The following is a 20,810-nucleotide window of genomic DNA, read 5'->3' as shown; positions in this document are numbered from 1 at the left end:
CACGGGACTACGCTGTCCCCTGAAACCCGTCGCACCCGAGGGCGTGAGCGACGACCGCCATCCGTACCGGAGGAGATTCCGTGACGCGTCCTGTCGTGCTCATCGCTGAGGAGCTGTCGCCCGCCACCGTCGAGGTCCTGGGCCCCGACGTCGAGGTTCGCAGCGTGGACGGCACCGACCGTACCGCGCTGCTCGCCGCAGTGGCGGAGGCCGATGCCCTCCTGGTCCGCTCAGCCACCCAGGTCGACGCGGAGGTGTACGCCGCGGCCCCGAAGCTGCGGGTCGTCGCCCGCGCCGGCGTGGGCCTGGACAACGTCGACGTCCCCGGCGCCACCACCGCGGGCGTCATGGTCATCAACGCCCCGACCTCCAACATCGTCTCCGCTGCGGAGCTTGCGATCGCGCTGATCCTCGCCTCGCTGCGCAACCTCGGCCGTGCCGACTCCTCCGTGAAGGCCGGCCGCTGGGAGCGCAAGCAGCTCACCGGCGTGGAGCTGCTGGAGAAGACCGTCGGCGTGGTGGGCTTCGGCCGCATCGGCCAGCTCGTCGCCGAGCGCCTGCGCCCCTTCGGCGTGACGCTCCTGGCCTACGACCCCTACGTCAACCACGCCCGCGCCGCCGAGCTCGGCGCACGCGTCGTCGAGCTCGACGAGCTGATGCGCGAGGCCGACGTGCTCACCGTCCACATGCCCAAGACCCCTGAGACCACGGGCCTGATCGGCGCCGAGGAGTTCGCGCTCGCGAAGCCGAACCTCCACGTCGTCAACGCCGCCCGCGGCGGCCTGATCGACGAGGAGGCGCTGTACACCGCGCTGAGCACCGGGCAGATCGCCGGGGCCGGCCTGGACGTGTACTCCTCCGAGCCGCCCGCGAAGAGCGAGACCGCCGCGAAGCTGCTCGAGCTCGAGAACATCACCCTCACCCCGCACCTCGGCGCCTCCACCGCCGAGGCGCAGGAGAAGGCCGGCGTGGCGGTGGCGAAGTCCGTGCGCCTGGCGCTCGCGGGCGAGCTCGTCCCCGACGCGGTCAACGTCGCCGGCGGCGCGATCGACGACCTGGTCCGCCCGGGCGTCGCCCTGTCGGACCGGCTCGGCCAGCTCTTCACCGCCCTGGCCGGCGAGGCCCCCGAGGTGCTCGACATCGAGGTCCACGGCGAGATCGCCTCCCGCGACGTCACCGCGCTGAAGCTCTCCGCCCTGCGCGGCATGTTCCGCTCCGTGGTCACCGAGCAGGTCAGCTACGTCAACGCCCCCGTCCTCGCCGAGGAGCGCGGCATCGCCGTCAACCTCGTCACCGACGAGACCACCGAGCGCTTCCGCAACGTCATCACCCTGCGCGGCACGCTGCGCGGCGGCGGCGTCGTGGCCGTCTCCGGCACGCTCAGCGGCGTGGACCAGGAGCACAAGCTCATCGACGTCTTCGGCCATGCGCTCGACGTGCCGCTGAGCGACCACCTGCTGATCCTGCGCTACTCGGACGGGCCGGGCCTGATCGGCAAGTACGGCGCCCTCCTCGGCGAGGCCGGCATCAACATCGCCGGCATGCAGGTCTCCCGCGTCCGCCGCGCCCAGGGCGCCGAGGCCCTCGTGGTCCTGGACCTCGACGAGTCCGTCTCCCGCGAGTTCGCCGAGGAGCTGGGCGCCGCGATCGACGCGCGCTCGATCCACGCCGTCGATCTCGTCTACTGATCCCACCCCCTTCTCAGGAGCAGCACCAGCAATGAGCACCACCCCCGCCCCGAGCACCCTCGATCTCGCCGTCATCGAGGGCGACGGCATCGGCAAGGAGGTCGTCCCCCAGGGCCTGCGCGCCCTCGAGGCCGCTCTCGAGCCCGCCGGCGTCGCGGTCCGCACCACGGACTACGACCTCGGGGCGGGGCGCTGGCACCGGACGGGGGAGACCCTGACCGACGAGGACATGGCGGCGCTCGCGAAGCACGACGCGATCCTGCTCGGCGCCGTCGGCGACCCCGGCGTCCCCTCCGGTGTGCTCGAGCGGGGCCTGCTGCTGAAGCTCCGCTTCGGCTTCGACCACTTCGTGAACCTGCGCCCCACCCGCCTGTTCCCGGGCGTCTCCACCCCGCTGGCAGAGCCGGGCGAGGTCGACTTCCTCGTCGTGCGCGAGGGGACCGAGGGCCCCTACGTCGGCAATGGAGGCTCCATGCGCACCGGCACCCCGCTCGAGGTCGCCACCGAGGTCTCCCTGAACACCGCCGTCGGCGTCGAGCGCGTGGTCCGCTACGCCTTCGAGCAGGCCGAGGCCCGTCGGAAGAAGCTCACCCTCGTCCACAAGCACAACGTGCTCGTCCACGCCGGGCACCTGTGGCGCCGCATCGTCGAGGAGGTCGGCGCCGAGCACCCGGGCGTCGAGGTCGACTACGCCCACGTCGACGCGATGATGATCTACCTGGTCCAGGACCCCTCCCGCTTCGACGTCATCGTCACCGACAACCTCTTCGGCGACATCGTCACCGACCTCGCCGGCGCGATCGGCGGCGGCATCGGCCTCGCGGCGAGCGGGAACGTGAACCCCACCGGTGCCTTCCCCTCGATGTTCGAGCCCGTCCACGGCTCCGCCCCCGACATCGCCGGCCAGGACAAGGCAGACCCCACCGCGACCGTGCTCTCGGTCGCGCTGCTGCTGGACCACCTCGGCCACGTCGAGCCCGCCGCCGCGGTCCGCGCCGCGGTCGAGAACGACCTGGCCGCCCGCGCGGCGGATGCGTCGCTCGCCTCTCGTGGCACCGCCCGCATCGGCGACGACCTCGTCGCCGCGATCACCGGGCGCTGAGAGCCCGCACCTGACACACTGACCCTGCCGAACCCCGCCGAGGAGATCCCCGTGAGCGCACTCGCCTTCCCCCAGACCAGCACCACCCGTCGCGTGGGCGACGACGAGCGCGCCAGCATCCTCGCCGCCCCGGGCTTCGGCCAGCACTACACCGACTTCATGGCCCGCGCCCGCTGGACCGTCGAGGGCGGCTGGGGCCGGGACGAGGTCGTGCCCTACGGCCCGCTCGAGCTCTCGCCCGCCTCCGCCGTCCTGCACTACGGCCAGGAGATCTTCGAGGGCCTCAAGGCGTTCCGCCACGCCGACGGCTCGGTGTGGACCTTCCGCCCCGAGGCGAACGCCGAGCGCATGCAGCGCTCCGCCCGGCGCCTGGCCCTGCCCGAGCTGCCGGTCGAGGACTTCCTGACCTCGCTGAAGGCCGTCGTCGCGGCCGACGAGCCATGGGTGCCCGAGGCGACCAGCGAGGAGTCCCTCTACCTGCGACCCTTCATGTTCGCCAGCGAGGAGTTCCTCGGGGTGCGGGCCGCGCACACCGTGGACTACTACGTCATCGCCTCCCCGGCCGGTCCCTACTTCCCCCGCGGCGTCCAGCCGCTGGTCGTGTGGATCACCGACGAGTACGCCCGCGCCGGCGCCGGCGGCACCGGCGCCGCGAAGTGCGGCGGCAACTACGCCTCCTCGCTGCTGGGCAAGCGGGAGGCCGCGGAGAACGGCGCCGACGAGGTGCTCTTCCTCGACTCCGAGACCCACACCTCGATCGACGAGCTCTCCGGCATGAACGTCGTCGCGATCACGAAGGACGGCCGCCTGCTCACCCCGTCGCTGACCGGCTCGATCCTCGAGGGCGTCACCCGCCTGTCCATCCTGCGCCTCGCGGAGGACCGCGGCGTCGAGGTCCACGAGCAGAAGCTCGTGATGAGCGAGGTCGAGCAGCAGCTCGAGTCCGGCGAGATCACCGAGATGTTCGCCTGCGGCACCGCCGCCGTCATCAACCCCATCGGCGAGTTCCGCTCGAAGAAGGGCTCCTGGACCGTCGGCGACGGCGGCTCGGGGGAGGTCACCCTGGCGCTGCGCAAGGAGCTCACCGACATCCAGTACGGCCGGATCCCGGACCGTCACGGCTGGCTGACCCGGCTGGTGTGAGCAGGTCATGACCACTCCCACGATCGAGGCCTTCCACCTCTACGACACCACCCTGCGCGACGGCTCGCAGCAGGAGGGGCTGACCCTCTCGGTGACCGACAAGCTCGCCGTCGCCCGCCATCTCGACGACCTCGGCGTGACCTACATCGAGGGCGGCTGGCCGGGCGCCGTCCCGCGGGACACGGAGTTCTTCGCCCGCGCGGCGACCGAGCTCGAGCTGTCCACGGCGCGTCTGGCCGCCTTCGGCGCGACCCGCAAGGCGGGCGTCGACGTCACCGAGGACCAGCAGGTGCGCGCGCTCGTCGACTCCGGTGCGCCGACGATCACCCTGGTCGCGAAGTCCGATCTCCGCCACGTCACCGGTGCGCTGCGCACCACCGCCGAGGAGAACCTCACGATGGTCCGCGACACGGTCGCGCATCTCGTCGGCCTCGGCCGCGAGGTGTTCGTCGACGCGGAGCACTTCTTCGACGGGTTCCTCCACGACCCCGACTACACGACCTCCGTGCTGGTGGCGGCGCACGAGGCCGGCGCCGGGGTGCTGGTGCTGTGCGACACCAACGGCGGCATGCTCCCGCACCAGGTCACCGAGATCATCGAGGACCTGCGCTCCCGTCTCAGGACGGCCGGTGCGGGCGCGGCCCGGCTCGGCGTCCACACCCACAACGACACCGGCTGCGCGGTCGCGAACGCGATCAGCGCCGTCCGAGCGGGGATCACCCACGTCCAGGGCTGTGTGAACGGCTACGGGGAGCGTACCGGCAACGCCGACCTGATCACGCTCCTGGCCGACCTCCAGCTGAAGATGGGCATGGACCTGGTGCCCGAGGAGACCCTCGCCGAGGCCACCCGGATCTCCCACGCGATCGGCGAGATCGTGAACATGCCCGTCAGCCCGCGCGCCCCCTACGTCGGGGCGAGCGCCTTCGCGCACAAGGCCGGGCTGCACGCGAGCGCGATCCGGGTGGACCCGGACCTGTACCAGCACACCGATCCCCGCGCGGTCGGCAACGACATGCGCATGATCATCTCCGACATGGCCGGCCGCGCCTCGATCGAGCTCAAGGGCCGCGAGCTCGGCTTCGAGCTCGCCGACGAGCCGGAGCTCCTCTCGCGCCTCGCCCGGACCGTGAAGCAGCGCGAGGCGGAGGGCTACTCCTACGAGGCGGCCGACGCCTCCTTCGAGCTGCTCCTGCTGGACGAGCTCGGCCGCGTGCCGAGCTACTCCTCGGTCGAGTCCTGGCGCGCCACCTCGCAGCTCGGCCGCGACGGGACCCTCGAGACCGAGGCGACCGTGAAGCTGCGGGCCGACGGCGGGGGCGAGCACGGGCGGAAGGTCGCGATCGCCGAGGGGAACGGCCCGGTCAACGCCCTGGACCTCGCCCTGCGCGAGGCGCTGCGCGAGCGGCACCCCGAGGTCGACGAGTTCGAGCTGCAGGACTTCAAGGTGCGGATCCTCGACTCCCAGCACGGCACCGACGCGACCGTGCGCGTGCTCGTGCGCACCTCGGGCCGCGGCCTGGAGTTCCAGACCGTGGGTGTGGGACCGAACGTCATCGAGGCCTCCTGGGAGGCGATCTACGACGCGTACACCTACGGGCTGTACAAGTCGGGTGTGTGAAGGCCGCGCACCGGACGTGACCGAACCGTGATGGGGGATCTCGACACGTCGTGACCGATGGGCGGTGGGCGGCGCCGCGGGCAGGGTGGGCGTCGACCACCACATCGCCCGTCGGTCGGTCCGGACCCCCGGACGGCTCGACCCGCCCGGAGCGGAGCACCCCATGTCCGTCCTCCCCCGATCCGCCGCGCCCACCGCCGTCCCGGGCGCCCCGGCCCCGCCGGCCGAGGGCGCCGTGCGGGCACTGGTCCTGGCGACCCTCGGCTTCGCGCTGAGCTGCTGGGCGTGGGCGCTCCTCAGCCCGCTCGGCCCGGTGATCGTCGCCCGCGGCACCCTCCCGGAGGCCTCCCTGATGGTGGCCCTTCCCGTGCTGGTGGGCTCCCTCGGACGGATCCCCGTCGGCGCGCTCACCGATCGTCTCGGCGGACGGGTGATGTTCCCGGCCGTGTCTCTCGCCGCCGTGGTCCCGGTGCTGTTCCTGGGGCTGGTGGGGCAGGACTCCGCGGTGGGCCTGCTGCTCGGCGCCGTCGCGCTCGGCATCGCCGGCACCTCCTTCGCGATCGGCATCCCCTACGTGAACTCGTGGTTCCCCGCGGGGCGGCGCGGGCTCGCGACAGGGATCTTCGGCGCCTCGATGGGAGGCACCGCGATCAGCGCCCTGACCACCGTCCCCCTCGTCGGAGCGGTCGGGGAGGAGGCGCCGTTCCTGCTGGTGGCCGCGGTGCTCGTGCTCTATGCGCTGATCGCCCTGCGCTGGATGCCCACGTCCCCGACCTGGAGCCCCAGCCCCGGGGGAGCGGCATCGCGCTGCGCGGCCGCCGCCCGACTGCCGATCACCTGGCAGGCCTCCTACCTCTACGCGGTCTCCTTCGGCGGCTACGTCGCCTTCAGCGTGTCCCTGCCGACGCTGCTCACCACCTGGTACGACCTCGGCAGCGCCGCGGCGTCCCTCTGGATGGGCGCCTTCGTGCTGGTGGCAGTGCTGGTGCGGCCGCTGGGAGGGGTTCTCTCGGACCGGTTCGGGAGCAGGGCGACGCTGGCCGTCTCGTACCTCACGCTGCTGCCGGGTGCGCTGCTGCTGGCCGTGCACCCCCCGCTGTGGGGGCCGGGATCGGCTGCCCTCGCGGCGATCGCCGTCGGTGCGGGTCTCGGTGCGGGGGCCGTCTTCGCGCTGGTCGCCCAGGTGACGCCCCCGGATCGTGTGGGCGCGGTGACCGGGCTGGTGGGAGCAGCCGGCGGACTGGGAGGGTTCCTGCCCCCGCTGCTGCTGGCCGCCTCTCTCGAGCGCACCGGCAGCTACTCAGGGGCGCTGCTGCTGCTCGGAGCGGCCTGCCTCGCCGCACTCGCCATCACTCGGGTGATTCGGCGCTAGATTGGGTGCATGACGACCTACGTGCTCACCGCCATCGGGGACGACCGACCGGGCCTCGTCGCCGCCCTTGCCGCCGCCGTCGACGAGCACGGCGGCAGCTGGGTGGACAGCCAGCTCGCGCTCCTCGCCGGGAAGTTCGCCGGCATCGTGCAGGTGGACCTCCCCGACGAGGCGGTCCAGGACTTCCTCTCCGCGCTCGAGGGCCTCGAGGCCGAGGTCGGGCTCGCGGTGGAGGCCGCCGTCGCCGAGCAGACCGCTCCGCCCGGTCCCGCCCGCGCCCTCCGCCTGCACCTGCTGGGCCAGGACCGCACCGGCATGGTCCGCGAGGTCACCACGGCACTGCGCTCTCAGGGCGCGACCATCGACGGACTGCGCTCCTGGACCCGTGAGGCGCCCGAGGGCGGCGGCATGCTCTTCGAGGCCGAGGCCGAGCTCCGCCTCCCGACCGAGTCCGACGAGGCGGACGTGCGCGAGGCGCTCGAGACGATCGCTGCGGAGCTGATGGTGGACCTGGAGCTCGACGCCCCGGGATGAGTCCGTGAGGGCCCGATGCTGACGAATTCCGTGACCCTTGGGTCGCGGAATTCGTTGCATTCCGGTGGAAACTTGCGGGTTTCTCCGGGAACAGTCTTTTCCGGGACTGAAGTCCCCTAGGGTGGCCGCACGGGCCGAGAATGCTTACGACGTACAGTTCCCCTCTGCGGTGCGTCGTCGAGCAGTGCTCGACCTTCGTGTCCGCACACGTCCGAGGAGCCACTCGATGACCGGGTCCCCGTCCTCCGCCGCCACGACGACCACCGCCCAGGACACCGTCCCGCCCGGAGCCTGGAGAGCGCTCCTGCTGGTCACCCTCGGTTTCGGCGTGAACTTCTGGGCTTGGGCGCTGCTCAGCCCGCTGGGCCCGGTCTATGTCGAGCAGGGTCTGGCGCAGGATGCCTCGCTGATCGTGGCGCTGCCGGTCCTGGTCGGCTCCCTGGGCCGGATCCTGATGGGCGGCCTCTCCGACCGGTTCGGCGGGCACCTCATGTTCCCGCTGGTGTCCCTGCTGACCGTGATCCCGGTGCTGTTCCTCGGTCTCGCCGGCCAGTACTCCTATTCCACGCTGCTGCTCGGCGGATTCTTCCTCGGCATCGCCGGCACCACCTTCGCGATCGGCGTCCCCTTCGTGAACTCGTGGTTCCCGCCCGCCAAGCGCGGCATGGCCACGGGCCTGTACGGGGTGGGCATGGGCGGCACCGCCATCAGCGCCTTCACCACGGTGCCGCTCGTGGACGCGGCCGGCAGCGCCTCCCCCTTCATCGTCACCGCGGTCGCGCTGGTCCTCTACGCCGTTCTCGCCTGGCTGTTCATGCACGACGCCCCCACCTGGAAGCCCTCGGGCAAGAGCATGCTCTCCCAGACCCTGCTCGCCATGCGGCAGAAGGTCACCTGGCAGGCCTGCTACCTCTACGCCCTCTCCTTCGGCGGCTACGTCGCCTTCTCCGTCTTCCTGCCCACGATGCTGAAGAACTGGTACGGCCTCACCACGGCCGACGCCTCCTTCCGCATGGCCGGCTTCGTCATCGTCGCAGTGATCATGCGCCCGCTCGGCGGCACCCTCTCGGACCGGATCGGCGCCGTGCGCACGCTGCTGATCTCCTACGTGGCCGTGGCCCTCGCCGCGCTCATGCTCGCCTTCCAGCCCGCGCTGATGCCGCTGGGCACGATCGACTTCATCGTCATGGCCGCCGGCCTCGGCCTCGGTTCCGGCGCGGTCTTCGCCCTGGTCGCCCAGGCCGCCGACCCGTCCGTCGTCGGCTCCGTCACCGGCTTCGTCGGCGCCGCCGGCGGCCTCGGCGGCTTCGTCCCGCCGCTGGTGATGGCCGCGATCCACGCCGGCAGCGGCAGCTACTCCCTCGGGATCGTGCTGCTGCTGATCGCCACCCTCGGCGCCGTCGTCGTCACCCTCTTCGTCGGCCGCGGCGCCCGCCGGGCCGCCGCCACCGCCTGATCCCTCACCGCTGACCCGTCCCCGCCCAGGAGGAGCCTTCCCATGACCATCCAGGACCGCCAGGACCCCGCCGAGCCGGGCATGGACTCACCGGTGTTCGACGCGCTGATCGGGGCGCGGAAGATGTTCAGCCGCTCCGAGCGGATCAGCGAGGACAACCGCGAGACCCATCGCGTCGGCGGCCGCGGCGGCGACTCCTTCTACCGCGAGCGCTGGAGCCACGACAAGGTGGTCCGCTCCACCCACGGCGTGAACTGCACCGGCTCCTGCTCCTGGAAGGTGTACGTCAAGGACGGCGTGATCACCTGGGAGTCGCAGGAGACCGACTATCCCTCCGCCGGCCCCGACAAGCCCGAGTACGAGCCCCGCGGCTGCCCCCGCGGCGCCTCCTTCTCCTGGTACACCTACTCGCCCACGCGCGTGCGCTACCCCTACGTGCGCTCCGAGCTGCTGCGCCTGTTCCGCGAGGAGAAGGCCAAGGCCCCCGGCGGCGACCCCGTCGAGGCGTGGAAGGCGATCGTCTCCGACCCGGAGAAGGCCATGCGATACAAGCGCGCCCGCGGCAAGGGCGGCCTGGTGCGCGCGAGCTGGGAGGAGGCGGAGGAGCTCGTCGCCGCCGCCTACGTCCACACCGTGAAGGAGTTCGGCCCCGACCGCGCCACCGGCTTCTCGCCGATCCCCGCGATGAGCCAGGTCTCCTTCTCCTCCGGCGCCCGCTTCCACCAGCTCATCGGCGGCTCGATGCTGTCCTTCTACGACTGGTACGCGGACCTCCCGCCCGCCTCCCCGCAGGTCTTCGGCGACCAGACCGACGTGCCCGAGTCCGGGGACTGGTGGGATGCGGCCTACCTGATCATGTGGGGCTCGAACGTCCCGCTGACCCGCACCCCGGACGCGCACTGGATGGCCGAGGCCCGCTACCGCGGCCAGAAGGTCATCTCCGTCGCCCCCGACTACGCCGAGAGCGTCAAGTTCGCCGACGAGTGGCTCGCCCCGCACCCCGGCACCGACGCCGCGCTCGCCATGGCGATGGGCCACACGATCCTGCGCGAGTTCTACGTCGAGAAGCAGGTGCCCTACTTCCAGGAGTACTCCCGCCAGTACACCGACCTGCCCTTCCTGGTGCAGCTCGAGCGGCGCGAGGACGGGAATCTCGTGCCCGGCAAGTTCCTCGTCGCGAGCGAGGCGGGGGAGCACCGCACCGCCGAGGCCGCGACCGAGCACGCCGACTTCAAGCCCATGATGTTCGACCGCGCGAGCGGCGGGATCGTCGTCCCGAACGGCACCCTCGGCCACCGCTACAGCGCTGACGGGGAGGGCCGCTGGAACCTCGAGCTCGGCGACCTCGACCCGGCCCTGTCGCTGCTGGGCCACCACGAGGACGTCGCCGAGGTGCTGCTGCCCCGCTTCGACACGGCCGGGCAGGGGGGCCGCGGCGACGTCGCTCGCGGCGTGCCCGTGCGCGAGATCGACGGCCGGATCGTCACCACCGTCTTCGACCTGCTGCTGGCCGAGTACGGGGTGGGCCGCGAGGGCCTGCCGGGGCTGTGGGCGCGCGGCCTCGACGACACCGAGGCGCTCTACACCCCCGCCTGGCAGGAGACCATCACCGGCGTGCCGGGCGTGGCCGCGGCGCGCATCGCCCGCGAGTTCGCGCAGAACGCGATCGACTCCGGCGGCCGCTCGATGATCATCATGGGCGCGGGCACCAACCACTGGTTCCACTCCGACACCATCTACCGCTCCTTCCTCACCCTGACCAACCTCTGCGGCACCCAGGGCGTCAACGGCGGCGGCTGGGCCCACTACGTCGGCCAGGAGAAGGTCCGCCCGATCACCGGATGGCTCCACCTCGCCAACGCCCTGGACTGGACCCGGCCCCCGCGCCAGATGACCCAGACCACCTACTGGTACATGCACACCGACCAGTGGCGCTACGACCGCTTCGGCGCCGACACCCTCGCCGCCACCACCGGCGCGGGCCGCTTCGCGGGCACCACCACCGCCGACGCAGTCGCCCTCTCGCAGCGCCTGGGCTGGCAGCCCTTCTACCCCCAGTTCGACATCTCCTCCCTCGACGTCGCCGACCGCGCCGCCGCCGCGGGCGAGGAGACGATCCCGTATCTCGTCGACCAGCTGAAGCAGGGCGGGATCAGTTTCGCCGCGGAGGATCCGGACGCCCCGCAGAACCACCCGAAGATCTGGTCGATCTGGCGGGCGAACACGCTGGGCTCCTCCGCCAAGGGCGACCAGTACTTCTTCCGCCACCTGCTCGGCGTCGACTCCGCCGCCACGGAGGAGGAGACCCCGGAGCACCTGCGTCCTCGGGACGTGCGCTGGCGGGAGGAGGCGCCGATCGGGAAGGTCGACCTGATGCTCACCCTCGACTTCCGCATGACCAGCCACACCCTCCACTCCGACGTGGTGCTGCCGGCGGCGACCTGGTACGAGAAGCACGACCTGTCCACCACGGACATGCACCCCTTCGTCCACTCCTTCAACCCCGCCATCTCGAACCCGTGGGAGTCCCGCACCGACTGGGAGACCTGGGCCGGGATCGCGCGGCGCTTCAGCGAGCTGGCCCAGACGCACCTGGGCACCCGCAAGGACGTCGTCGCCTTCCCGCTCCAGCACGACACCCCCGGCGAGCTCGCCACCCCGCACGGCCGGGTCCGCGACTGGAAGAAGGGGGAGTGCGAGCCGGTCCCGGGCCTGACCATGCCCACCCTCGTCGAGGTCGAGCGGGACTACACGCAGATCCACGCGAAGTTCACCTCCATCGGCCCGCTGCTCGAGAACCTCGGGATGACGACCAAGGGCATCACCTACGACGTGAAGGAGTACGTCGCCGAGCTCGGCCGCCTGAACGGCGTCCACCGCACCGGCCCCGCCGCGGGCCGGCCGAAGCTCGAGACGGACCTGCAGGCCTGCGAGTTCATCCTGGGCCTGTCCGGCACCACCAACGGGCACATGGCCACCGAGGGGTTCAAGACCCTCGAGAAGCGCACCGGCACGCAGTTGCACGACCTCGCCGCCGAGCACGAGGGCAAGCGCATCCACTTCGCCGACACGAAGGCCGCACCGGTCCCCGTGATCACGAGCCCCGAATGGTCCGGCTCCGAGTCCGGCGGGCGCCGCTACAGCCCCTTCACCATCAACGTCGAGCGGAAGAAGCCCTGGCACACCCTCACCGGGCGCCAGCACTACTACCTCGACCACGACTGGATGCTCGAGATGGGGGAGGGGCTGCCCGTGTTCCGGCCCCCGCTGGACATGACCGCCCTGTTCGGGGAGCGGGCGCTGGGGGAGAAGGACAAGGCGGGCACCTCGATCTCGGTGCGCTACCTGACCCCGCACAACAAGTGGGCGATCCACTCGATGTACATGGAGAACTTCTTCATGATGAACCTCTCCCGCGGCGGCCAGACCATCTGGATGAGCGTCGAAGATGCGGAGGCCGTCGGCATCACCGACAACGACTGGATCGAGGCCACCAACCGCAACGGCGTCGTCGCCGCGCGGGCCGTGGTCTCGCACCGCATGCCGAAGGGCACCGCCTTCATGCACCACGCCCAGGACCGCACCGTGAACGTGCCGCTGACCGAGCGGGACGGCATGCGCGGCGGCATCCACAACTCGCTGACCCGCATCATGCTCAAGCCCTCCCACCTCATCGGGGGCTACGGCCAGCTGTCCTACGCCTTCAACTACTACGGCCCGACGGGCAACCAGCGCGACGAGGTCACGATGATCCGCAAGCGCACCGCCCCCGTCGAGTACTGAGCACCGAGAGAACGAGGAGAGACGACATGCGCGTCATGGCCCAGATGTCGATGGTGATGAACCTCGACAAGTGCATCGGCTGCCACACCTGCTCGGTGACCTGCAAGCAGGCGTGGACGAACCGCTCCGGTACGGAGTACATCTGGTTCAACAACGTCGAGACCCGGCCCGGGCAGGGCTACCCCCGCGGCTACGAGGACCAGGAGAAGTGGAAGGGCGGCTGGGAGCTGACCGGCTCCGGGCGTCTCACTCCGAAGGCGGGCGGTCGGCTGAAGAAGCTCCTGCAGCTCTTCTCCAACCCGCGCCTGCCCGGCATCGAGGACTACTACGAGCCCTGGACGTACGAGTACGACAACCTGCTCAACGCCCCCGCGCAGCAGGAGAACATCCCCACTGCGCCCCCGAAGTCGCTGATCACGGGCGAGCGCACCCAGATCCAGTGGTCGGGCAACTGGGACGACGACCTCGGCGGCACCTACCTCCACAAGGACAAGGACCCGATGCTGAAGGGCATCGAGGACAAGGTGCAGTTCGAGTTCGACCAGACCTTCATGTTCTACCTGCCCCGCATCTGCGAGCACTGCCTGAACCCCACCTGCGTCGCCTCCTGCCCCTCCGGCGCGATCTACAAGCGCGAGGAGGACGGGATCGTGCTGGTGGACCAGGACGGCTGCCGCGGCTGGCGGATGTGCATCACCGGCTGCCCGTACAAGAAGATCTACTTCAACCACCGCACCGGCAAGGCCGAGAAGTGCACGTTCTGCTACCCCCGCATCGAGCAGGGGGAGCCGACGGTGTGCGCGGAGACCTGCGTCGGCCGCCTGCGCTACATCGGTCTGGTCCTCTACGATGCCGACCGCGTCACCGAGGCCGCCTCGACCCGGGACGAGAAGGAGCTCTACCGCGCCCAGCGCGACATCATCCTCGACCCCCACGACCCCGAGGTGATCGCCGGCGCGAAGGCCGCGGGGATCCCGCACGATTGGCTGCTGGCCGCGCAGAGGTCCCCGACCTACAAGCTCATCAAGGACTACGAGGTCGCACTCCCGCTGCACCCCGAGTACCGCACGATGCCGATGGTCTGGTACATCCCCCCGCTCTCGCCCGTGGTCGACGTCGTCCGCGACACCGGCTACGACGCGGAGGACGCCGAGAACCTCTTCGCCGCGATCGACGCGCTGCGCATCCCGGTGGAGTACCTCGCGAACCTCTTCACCGCCGGGGACGTCCCCACCGTGGAGCGGGTGCTGTACCGGATGGCGGCGATGCGCTCCTACATGCGCGACATCAACCTCGGACGCGAGCCCCGGGAGGGGATCGCGAACGCCGTCGGGATGGACGGCGAGACGATGCAGGAGATGTACCGCCTGCTCGCGATCGCGAAGTACGAGGACCGCTACGTCATCCCCGTCGGGCACCACGAGTCCGCGCACGACCTGGAGGGCGTGGGCACAGACTGCCCGCTGAACGCCCCCGGCGGCCCGGGCATGAGCATGTCCCTGCCCGAGGAGTCCCTCGGCATGTCCGGCCCCGGCTACGCCACCAAGCGCCAGCAGAACGGGCCCGAGCGCCCCGAGGGCGTGCGCATCAACCTGCTGAACTGGGACGGCCGCGGCCGCCCCGACGGGCTCTTCCCCGAGCCGGCGACAGGAGGTGCCTGATGGGCGCCCTCGCCCGCCTGCTCGGCAGGCGCTCGGCCGACGGCGCGACCGCGGCGGACGGCGGGGGAGCGGGCACCGCGACCCTCGCCCCGAAGCGGGTGCGCTCGCCGAAGGACCTGCTGCACGCCTCCGGCCTCACGACCCCGCAGCTGCGCGCCACCTGGCTCGCGGTCTCCTGGCTGCTGACCTACCCCGACGAGGCGACCGTCTCGCGGCTCAGGCAGGTGGCCGAGCTCGTGGAGCACCTGCCCGAACCGGGCCGCACCCAGCTGCGCAGCACCCTCCACGCCCTGCGGGAGGCGGACCCCGTCCTCGTGCAGGAGCAGTACGTCGACACCTTCGACACCCGCCGCCGGGGATGCCTGCACCTGACCTACTTCAGCCACGGCGACACCCGCCGCCGCGGGATGGCGCTGCTGCGCATCAAGCAGGACTTCCGCGCCGCAGGGGTCGAGGTCGGCGAGCAGGAGCTGCCCGACCATCTGCCGCTCGTGCTCGAGTTCGCCGCGGGCCACGACCCGGAGCGCGGCGCGAAGATCCTGCGCGGCAACCGCCCGGGCGTGGAGCTGCTGCGCCTCCACCTGGAGGAGATCTCCTCGCCCTGGCACGGTGCGCTGCTCGCCCTGTGCGGGACGCTGCCGCCGCTGGACGCCGACGACCGCGCCGCCGTGCTCCGCCTGGCCGAGGAGGGCCCCGAGGAGGAGACCGTGGGCCTGGACGGCTACGGCCTCGACGCCGACGCCGGGGCGCTGGCCGGTCAGACCTTCGCCGCGAACGGCTGCGACTCCCGGGCCACCGCCCCCGGACCCGTCCCGCTGGACCTGCTGAGAGGACGCCCCTCATGAACGACACCTCGACCCTCGACCTGCTGCTGTGGGTGGTGCTGCCCTACATGGTGCTGGCGGTCTTCGTGCTGGGACACGTGTGGCGCTTCCGCGCCGACCGCTTCGGCTGGACCACCCGCTCCAGCCAGATCTACGAGTCGAAGCTGCTCTCGATCGGCTCGCCGATGTTCCACTTCGGGATCATCGGGATCTTCGTCGGCCACGTGGTGGGCCTCGGGATCCCGAAGTCCTGGACCCGCTTCTTCGGCATCTCCGATCACGTCTACCACCTCATGGCGGTCACGATCGGCCTCGCCGCGGCGGTCGCCTGCGTGGGCGGGCTGCTGATCCTGATCTACCGCCGGCGCACGAACACGCGCGTCTTCGGCGCGACCACCGTCGGCGACAAGATCATGTACCTGCTGCTCTCCCTCGTGATCGTCTTCGGCGTGCTCGCCACGCTGGTGCACACCACCTTCGGCGACTACGACTACCGCGAGGGCGTCTCGATCTGGTTCCGGCAGTTCTGGACCCTGCAGCCCTCGACGGAGCTGATGGGCCAGGCGCCGATCTTCTTCCAGCTCCATGTGCTCAGCGCTCTGCTGCTGTTCGCGGTCTGGCCGTTCACGCGCCTCGTGCACGTCTTCGCGGCACCGGTCGGCTACCTGACCCGTCCCTACATCGTCTACCGGAGCAAGGACCCGCGCCGCGAGTCCGAGCGCCGCGGCTGGGAGAAGGTGGACTTCTGATGTCGACGAGAGAACCGGTGACGCTGCAGAGCGACTGGGAGACGACGCTGCTGCCGTGGATGCGGGACATCGCCGCGCACCTCGAGGTGGGCGGCGTGGACCTCGACGTGGACCGGGTCCACATGATGACGGGCGTGGTCGCCGACGGGGTGCAGCGCTCGATGGCGCCGATCTCCGCGTTCCTCGTCGGCGCCGCGGTCGCGCGCGGCGCCGGGCTCGAGGAGGCCTGCGCGGCGGTCGAGTCGCTCACCCGGGAGAGGGCGGGGCGGCACCGGCCCGGATGACCCGCTTCCCTCCGGAGGACAGGAAAGTCCCCGGAGGACGCGGAAGTCCCCGGATGACACGCATGTCACCTCTTGTGATTGCGTTCACAGACGGTAGTCTGGTACCTGCGGGCTCCCCCATCCAGCCGCCCCCGTCACCACCGAGAGGATCTGTCCGGTGATCAGCTTCCGTCCTTCGCAGTCCAAGAACACCCTTCACGCCGGCCGTGCGGCGAGGTTCGCCGCCGGCCTCATGCTCGCCGGCGCGCTCGGCGTCGCCGGTGCCGGCACCGCCGGCGCCATCGAGGCCAATCCGCAGAAGATCGAGGCCAACCCCCAGGCCGCGGTCTCCGTGCAGAAGATCGAGACCAACCCGCTGAAGCGGATCGAGACCAATCCGCTGAAGATCGAGACGAACCCTCTGATCGAGACGAACCCTCTGATCGAGACGAACCCTCTGATCGAGACGAACCCTCAGATCGAGACCAACCCGCAGAAGCGGATCGAGACGAACCCGCAGTACTGAGCGTCTCCGCTGCAGGTCGCTGCTGACCACGACGACGGCCGATGCCCCGCACGGGGCATCGGCCGTCGTCGTCCCTGGTCGTCGACCGGGGCGGCGCGCCGGGGCGGGTCCTCAGCGGTCCGCGATGTCGCCGACGTGGGTGATCGTGAGCACCGGCTCGCCGGCCTCGTCGGTCGCCTCCAGGTCGAGCTCCGCCTCGATCGCCCAGTCGTGATTCCCCTCCGGGTCGTCGAGCACCTGCCGGATCCGCCACAGCCGGGACTCCTCGGTGATCTGCAGCAGCTGCGGGGAGCGGGCGGAGCCGTCGATGCCGACCTCGTCATAGGTGTCGTAGTAGGCGTCCATCGCCTCCGCCCAGCGCTTCCGGTCCCAGCCGGAGGCGCCGTCGAGCTCGGCGAGCCGCTCCTCGCGCTCGAAGGCGAAGTGCTCCACGCGCTGCCACAGGGCGGCCCGCACCATCGTGCGCAGCACCTTCGTCTGGGCGGAGAGGCCGCGGGGGCTCGTCGGCCGGATCTCCGAGGCCCCGTCCTCGAGGTCCTCCGGATGGGTCAGCGCCTCCCACTCGTCCAGCAGCGAGGAGTCGATCCCGCGCACCAGCACCCCGAGCCACTCGATCATGTCCTCGAGCTCCTCGGTGCGCAGGTCCTGCGGGACCGTGCGCCGCATCGCCTGGTAGGCGTCGGAGAGATAGCGCAGCACGATCCCCTCGGAGCGCTGCAGGCCGTAGCGCTGCACGAACTCGCTGAAGGTCTGCCCGGTCTCGTGGATCTCGCGCACCACGGACTTGGGGGAGAGGTCCTCGGCCCGCACCCAGGGCCGGCTGCGGGCGTAGATCTCGAGCGCGGCCTCGAGGTCCTCCTCGAGCGGCTTCGGCCAGGTCACCTCGTCCAGGCGCGCCATCCGCTCGGTGTACTCGACCCCGTCGGCCTTGAGCTCGGCGAGCAGCTCGCCCCGGGCGGCGTTCTGCTGGGCCAGCAGGATCTGGCGCGGGTCCTCGAGGATGGCCTCGAGGATCGAGACGGTGTCCAGGGTGAGCGTCTCGGACTCCTCGTCCAGCGAGTCGATCATCGCGATCGCGAAGGGGGCCAGCGGCTGGTTCATCGTGAAGTCGAGCTGGAGGTCCTCGACCAGGGAGAAGCGACGCCCCAGATGATCCACCTCCTCGAGCACCTCGATGATCTCCGCGTCCCGCAGGCCGCGGAAGATCTCCACCGCCTCGCGCACCAGCTTCAGCTTCTGGGTGCGGGTCTGGTGGCTGGTCATGATCAGGTGGCGCCCGGCGGCGACCGCATCGCCCGGCCGCGCGATCAGCGCGAGCACCATCGAGGCGGTGATCCGCAGGTGCGGGCGCAGCGCCTCGGGCGGGTTCTCGACGAGCTTGGTGAGGTTCTCCTCGGACCAGCTCACGGCGCCCTCGGGGATGCGGGGCTTCGGCTCCTTCTTCCGCTTCTTCGCGCTGTTGGGGGCCTTGCCGGCCTCCTCGCGGGCCCGCTGCTTGGCGCGCTCCCGCTCGAACTCGATGGTCCACGTCGGCGCCTGCACCACGACGTGGCCGACGGTGTCGTAGCCGGCTCGTCCCGCCCGCCCGGCGATCTGGTGGAACTCGCGGGCGTTGAGCAGGCGCATCCGCTTGCCGTCGAACTTCGCCAGCCCCGTCAGCAGCACGGTGCGGATCGGCACGTTGATGCCCACGCCGAGGGTGTCGGTGCCGCAGATGATCTTCAGCAGCCCGGACTGGGCGAGCTTCTCCACCAGGCGCCGGTACTTCGGGAGCATGCCGGCGTGGTGCACGCCGATGCCCTCGCGCACCAGGCGGGAGAGGATCTGTCCGAAGCCCTTGGAGAAGCGGAAGTCGCCGATCAGCTCGCGGATCCGCTCCTTCTCCTCGGCGCTGAGGATCTTCCCGCCCTGCAGCGCCTGCGCCTGCTCGAGGGCCTCCTTCTGGGTGAAGTGGACGATGTACACCGGGGCGTCGCGGTCCTCGAGGATCGTCGTGATCGTGTCCGGCAGCGGAGTGAGCGACCAGCGGAAGTCCAGCGGCACGGGCCGCGGCGCATCGGCCACCACCGTCACGGCGCGCTCGGTGCGCTCCTCGAGGTCCTCCACGAAGAAGGAGACGTCGCCGAGGGTCGCGCTCATCAGCACGAACTGGCAGCGGGGCAGCTCCACGAGCGGCACCTGCCAGGCCCAGCCGCGCTGCGAGTCGCCGTAGAAGTGGAACTCGTCCATCACCGCGAGCCCCACCTCGGAGCCGGGACCGTCGCGCAGGGCGTGGTTGGCGAAGATCTCGGCGGTGCACACGATGATCGGCGCATCGTGGTTCACCGCGGAGTCGCCGGTCATCATGCCCACGTTCTCGGCGCCGAACTGCGCGACGAGGTCGAAGAACTTCTCGCTCACCAGCGCCTTGATGGGGGCGGTGTAGTAGGAGCGCTCACCGCGGGCCATCGCGGCGAAGATCGCGGCGTAGGCGATCGTGGTCTTGCCCGAGCCGGTGGGGGTCGCGGCGATCACGTGGTCCCCGGCCGCGATGGCGAGCAGCGCCTCCTCCTGGTGGGGGTAGAGGGTGCGGCCGACCGATTCCTGCGCGGAGACGAACCCGTCGACGATGGCGTCCTGAGCGTTCTCGGCGGTGCGCGGGGGGAGGAAGGGCGTCAGGCTCGGCATGGGCCCAGTCTGCCAGGGTGCTCCGCAGGCGGACGGCGCTACGCTCGACGCGCCCGCCCCGCCGACGGAAGGACGACGATGCCTGCACGACGCTCCGAGGACCCCTCCCTCACCGATGCCGAGAAGCGCAGCGAGGGGGCGCGGGAGCACTGGGACGAGGCCGCCCGCGCCGCCGCCCGCCCCACCCCGCTCCAGCGATCGTTACCTGATCGTGACAATGCTGCGGACGGCACCTCCGGGGCCCTGTCGGCCGACGATGCCGAATCCGTCGCGGCCTGCGAGGACGACGGGGACGCCCCGGGAGCTTCCAGCGGTCAGGAAGCTACCGACCAGTAGTAAGCGTCCCGGACGTCGAACCGGACAGAAGCGGACGACCGGGAACTCTCGGGCGGAGTGACCTCGCTCACGTCGCGTAGCGTGCCGTCACGGCCCTGCAGGGTCGTCATCCCACCCTCGTTGTCCCGCTGTCGAAAGGCACTCCCGTGACGCACTCCACCGTTCTCCGTCGCTGCACCAGACTCCTGGGCGGTGCCGCCCTCGTCGCGGGCCTCGCCGTCGGCGGCGCCGGCGCCGCCACCGCGGACGGCTCCGACGTCGAGCGCACCGAGCTCTCCGGCACCGCGCAGACCGACGCGCACGGCTACTGGACCTCCGAGCGCATGGAGGCCGCGATCCCCGCCGACGACCTCGCGCCCGAGGACGCCCCGTCGCACGCGGACGTCGAGAAGGGCGAGCCCACCACCGTCCAGGGCCGCAGCGCCGAGGCGCCGGGCAAGAACAAGAAGGCCGCCGAGTCGAAGGACACCGTCGGCAAGGTCTTCTTCACCCAGGGCGGCCAGGACTACGTCTGCTCCGGCAACTCCGTCGCCTCCTCGAACGGCTCGACCGTCTCGACCGCCGGGCACTGCGTCAACGACGCCGGCACCTGGGCCACCAACTGGGTCTTCGTGCCCGGCTACGACCACGGCGACGCCCCCTACGGCACCTGGGCCGCGACCGATCTCGTCTCCACCGACGAGTGGGTCTCCGGCGAGGACATCAGCTACGACGTCGCCTTCGCGACCGTGAGCCCCGAGAGCGGCAGCGGCACCCTCGAGGACGCCGTCGGCTCCACCTCGATCGCCTTCAACCGCGAGCGGGGCGCCGACTACGACGCCTACGGCTACCCGGCCGCCGCGCCCTTCGACGGCGAGTCCCTCGAGAGCTGCTCCGGCACCGCGAGCGACGACACCATCGGCGGCACCCTCTCCCAGGGCATCTCCTGCGACATGACCGGCGGCTCCTCCGGCGGTCCCTGGTTCCTCGGCGACGGGGCGCAGAACTCCGTGAACAGCTTCGGCTACAACGGCCAGGCGAACGTGATGTACGGCCCGTACTTCGGCGCCGAGGCGCAGGCCGCCTACGACGAGGCGGCCGCCTGA

16 protein-coding genes are annotated in these 20,810 nt (G+C 71.1%); 15 read left to right on the top strand and 1 reads right to left on the bottom strand.

Annotation, left to right across the window (positions count from 1 at the left end; translation table 11 throughout):
• Positions 1-80 precede the first annotated feature (80 nt).
• From serA to DEU31_RS14425, 13 genes are all read left to right on the top strand, one after another.
• A complete protein-coding gene (gene serA / locus DEU31_RS14485) occupies positions 81-1,688 on the top strand; it encodes a phosphoglycerate dehydrogenase (RefSeq protein ID WP_010552280.1) in 1,608 nt (535 codons plus the stop codon).
• A 31-nt stretch (positions 1,689-1,719) separates the two neighbouring features.
• On the top strand, positions 1,720-2,790 hold the full coding sequence (locus tag DEU31_RS14480; protein WP_010552279.1) for a 3-isopropylmalate dehydrogenase: 1,071 nt from the start codon (positions 1,720-1,722) through the stop codon (positions 2,788-2,790).
• A gap of 51 nt (positions 2,791-2,841) precedes the next feature.
• A complete protein-coding gene (locus DEU31_RS14475; protein ID WP_133677649.1) occupies positions 2,842-3,933 on the top strand; it encodes a branched-chain amino acid aminotransferase in 1,092 nt (363 codons plus the stop codon).
• A 7-nt stretch (positions 3,934-3,940) separates the two neighbouring features.
• Complete coding sequence (gene cimA / locus DEU31_RS14470; RefSeq protein ID WP_133677648.1) at positions 3,941-5,554, top strand: citramalate synthase; 1,614 nt, start codon at positions 3,941-3,943, stop codon at positions 5,552-5,554.
• 163 nt (positions 5,555-5,717) lie between these two features.
• A complete protein-coding gene (locus DEU31_RS14465) occupies positions 5,718-6,926 on the top strand; it encodes an MFS transporter (RefSeq protein WP_133677647.1) in 1,209 nt (402 codons plus the stop codon).
• Positions 6,927-6,935: 9 nt separating this feature from the next.
• Positions 6,936-7,460, top strand: a complete 525-nt coding sequence (locus tag DEU31_RS14460; protein ID WP_133677646.1) for an ACT domain-containing protein — start codon at positions 6,936-6,938, stop codon at positions 7,458-7,460.
• 226 nt (positions 7,461-7,686) lie between these two features.
• A complete protein-coding gene (locus DEU31_RS14455; RefSeq protein ID WP_133677645.1) occupies positions 7,687-8,916 on the top strand; it encodes an MFS transporter in 1,230 nt (409 codons plus the stop codon).
• Between the two features lie 42 nt (positions 8,917-8,958).
• Positions 8,959-12,699: a nitrate reductase subunit alpha gene (locus DEU31_RS14450; protein ID WP_133677644.1), complete on the top strand. Its 3,741-nt coding sequence runs from the start codon at positions 8,959-8,961 to the stop codon at positions 12,697-12,699.
• Between the two features lie 26 nt (positions 12,700-12,725).
• On the top strand, positions 12,726-14,360 hold the full coding sequence (gene narH, locus DEU31_RS14445; RefSeq protein WP_133677643.1) for a nitrate reductase subunit beta: 1,635 nt from the start codon (positions 12,726-12,728) through the stop codon (positions 14,358-14,360).
• Complete coding sequence (gene narJ, locus DEU31_RS14440; RefSeq protein ID WP_133677642.1) at positions 14,360-15,205, top strand: nitrate reductase molybdenum cofactor assembly chaperone; 846 nt, start codon at positions 14,360-14,362, stop codon at positions 15,203-15,205. The genes narH and narJ overlap by 1 nt, the downstream gene beginning before the upstream one ends.
• Positions 15,202-15,933: a respiratory nitrate reductase subunit gamma gene (gene narI, locus DEU31_RS14435; protein ID WP_133677641.1), complete on the top strand. Its 732-nt coding sequence runs from the start codon at positions 15,202-15,204 to the stop codon at positions 15,931-15,933. The genes narJ and narI overlap by 4 nt, the downstream gene beginning before the upstream one ends.
• Complete coding sequence (locus tag DEU31_RS14430; RefSeq protein ID WP_133677640.1) at positions 15,933-16,217, top strand: DUF6457 domain-containing protein; 285 nt, start codon at positions 15,933-15,935, stop codon at positions 16,215-16,217. The genes narI and DEU31_RS14430 overlap by 1 nt, the downstream gene beginning before the upstream one ends.
• A gap of 157 nt (positions 16,218-16,374) precedes the next feature.
• Positions 16,375-16,722, top strand: a complete 348-nt coding sequence (locus tag DEU31_RS14425; protein ID WP_133677639.1) for a hypothetical protein — start codon at positions 16,375-16,377, stop codon at positions 16,720-16,722.
• Positions 16,723-16,833: 111 nt separating this feature from the next.
• On the opposite strand, the gene DEU31_RS14420 is transcribed toward DEU31_RS14425, so the two are convergent.
• On the bottom strand, positions 16,834-19,389 hold the full coding sequence (locus DEU31_RS14420) for a DEAD/DEAH box helicase (RefSeq protein WP_133677638.1): 2,556 nt from the start codon (positions 19,387-19,389) through the stop codon (positions 16,834-16,836).
• Between the two features lie 78 nt (positions 19,390-19,467).
• Here DEU31_RS14420 and DEU31_RS14415 point away from each other — a divergent pair, with 78 nt between their 5' ends.
• Both DEU31_RS14415 and DEU31_RS14410 read left to right on the top strand, forming a co-directional pair.
• Positions 19,468-19,725, top strand: coding sequence for a hypothetical protein (locus tag DEU31_RS14415; RefSeq protein ID WP_133677637.1), 258 nt, complete (start codon positions 19,468-19,470; stop codon positions 19,723-19,725).
• Positions 19,726-19,871: 146 nt separating this feature from the next.
• A complete protein-coding gene (locus tag DEU31_RS14410; RefSeq protein ID WP_010552265.1) occupies positions 19,872-20,810 on the top strand; it encodes a trypsin-like peptidase domain-containing protein in 939 nt (312 codons plus the stop codon).

The sequence above is a fragment of the Brachybacterium sp. AG952 genome (genome assembly GCF_004362645.1).
GTDB classification, from domain to species: domain Bacteria; phylum Actinomycetota; class Actinomycetes; order Actinomycetales; family Dermabacteraceae; genus Brachybacterium; species Brachybacterium conglomeratum.
This window is presented reverse-complemented; position numbering and strand designations above follow the sequence as displayed.

Excerpts from the sequence above, each read along its gene's own strand:
- DEU31_RS14465 (WP_133677647.1), top strand. The coding sequence starts at position 5,718 with ATGTCCGTCCTCCCCCGATCCGCCGCGCCCACCGCCGTCCCGGGCGCC.
- DEU31_RS14455 (WP_133677645.1), top strand. The coding sequence starts at position 7,687 with ATGACCGGGTCCCCGTCCTCCGCCGCCACGACGACCACCGCCCAGGAC.
- DEU31_RS14450 (WP_133677644.1), top strand. The coding sequence starts at position 8,959 with ATGACCATCCAGGACCGCCAGGACCCCGCCGAGCCGGGCATGGACTCA.
- DEU31_RS14430 (WP_133677640.1), top strand. The coding sequence starts at position 15,933 with ATGTCGACGAGAGAACCGGTGACGCTGCAGAGCGACTGGGAGACGACG.
- DEU31_RS14460 (WP_133677646.1), top strand. The coding sequence starts at position 6,936 with ATGACGACCTACGTGCTCACCGCCATCGGGGACGACCGACCGGGCCTC.
- cimA (WP_133677648.1), top strand. The coding sequence starts at position 3,941 with ATGACCACTCCCACGATCGAGGCCTTCCACCTCTACGACACCACCCTG.
- DEU31_RS14480 (WP_010552279.1), top strand. The coding sequence starts at position 1,720 with ATGAGCACCACCCCCGCCCCGAGCACCCTCGATCTCGCCGTCATCGAG.
- DEU31_RS14420 (WP_133677638.1), bottom strand. The coding sequence starts at position 19,389 with ATGCCGAGCCTGACGCCCTTCCTCCCCCCGCGCACCGCCGAGAACGCT.
- narH (WP_133677643.1), top strand. The coding sequence starts at position 12,726 with ATGCGCGTCATGGCCCAGATGTCGATGGTGATGAACCTCGACAAGTGC.
- narJ (WP_133677642.1), top strand. The coding sequence starts at position 14,360 with ATGGGCGCCCTCGCCCGCCTGCTCGGCAGGCGCTCGGCCGACGGCGCG.
- DEU31_RS14415 (WP_133677637.1), top strand. The coding sequence starts at position 19,468 with ATGCCTGCACGACGCTCCGAGGACCCCTCCCTCACCGATGCCGAGAAG.
- narI (WP_133677641.1), top strand. The coding sequence starts at position 15,202 with ATGAACGACACCTCGACCCTCGACCTGCTGCTGTGGGTGGTGCTGCCC.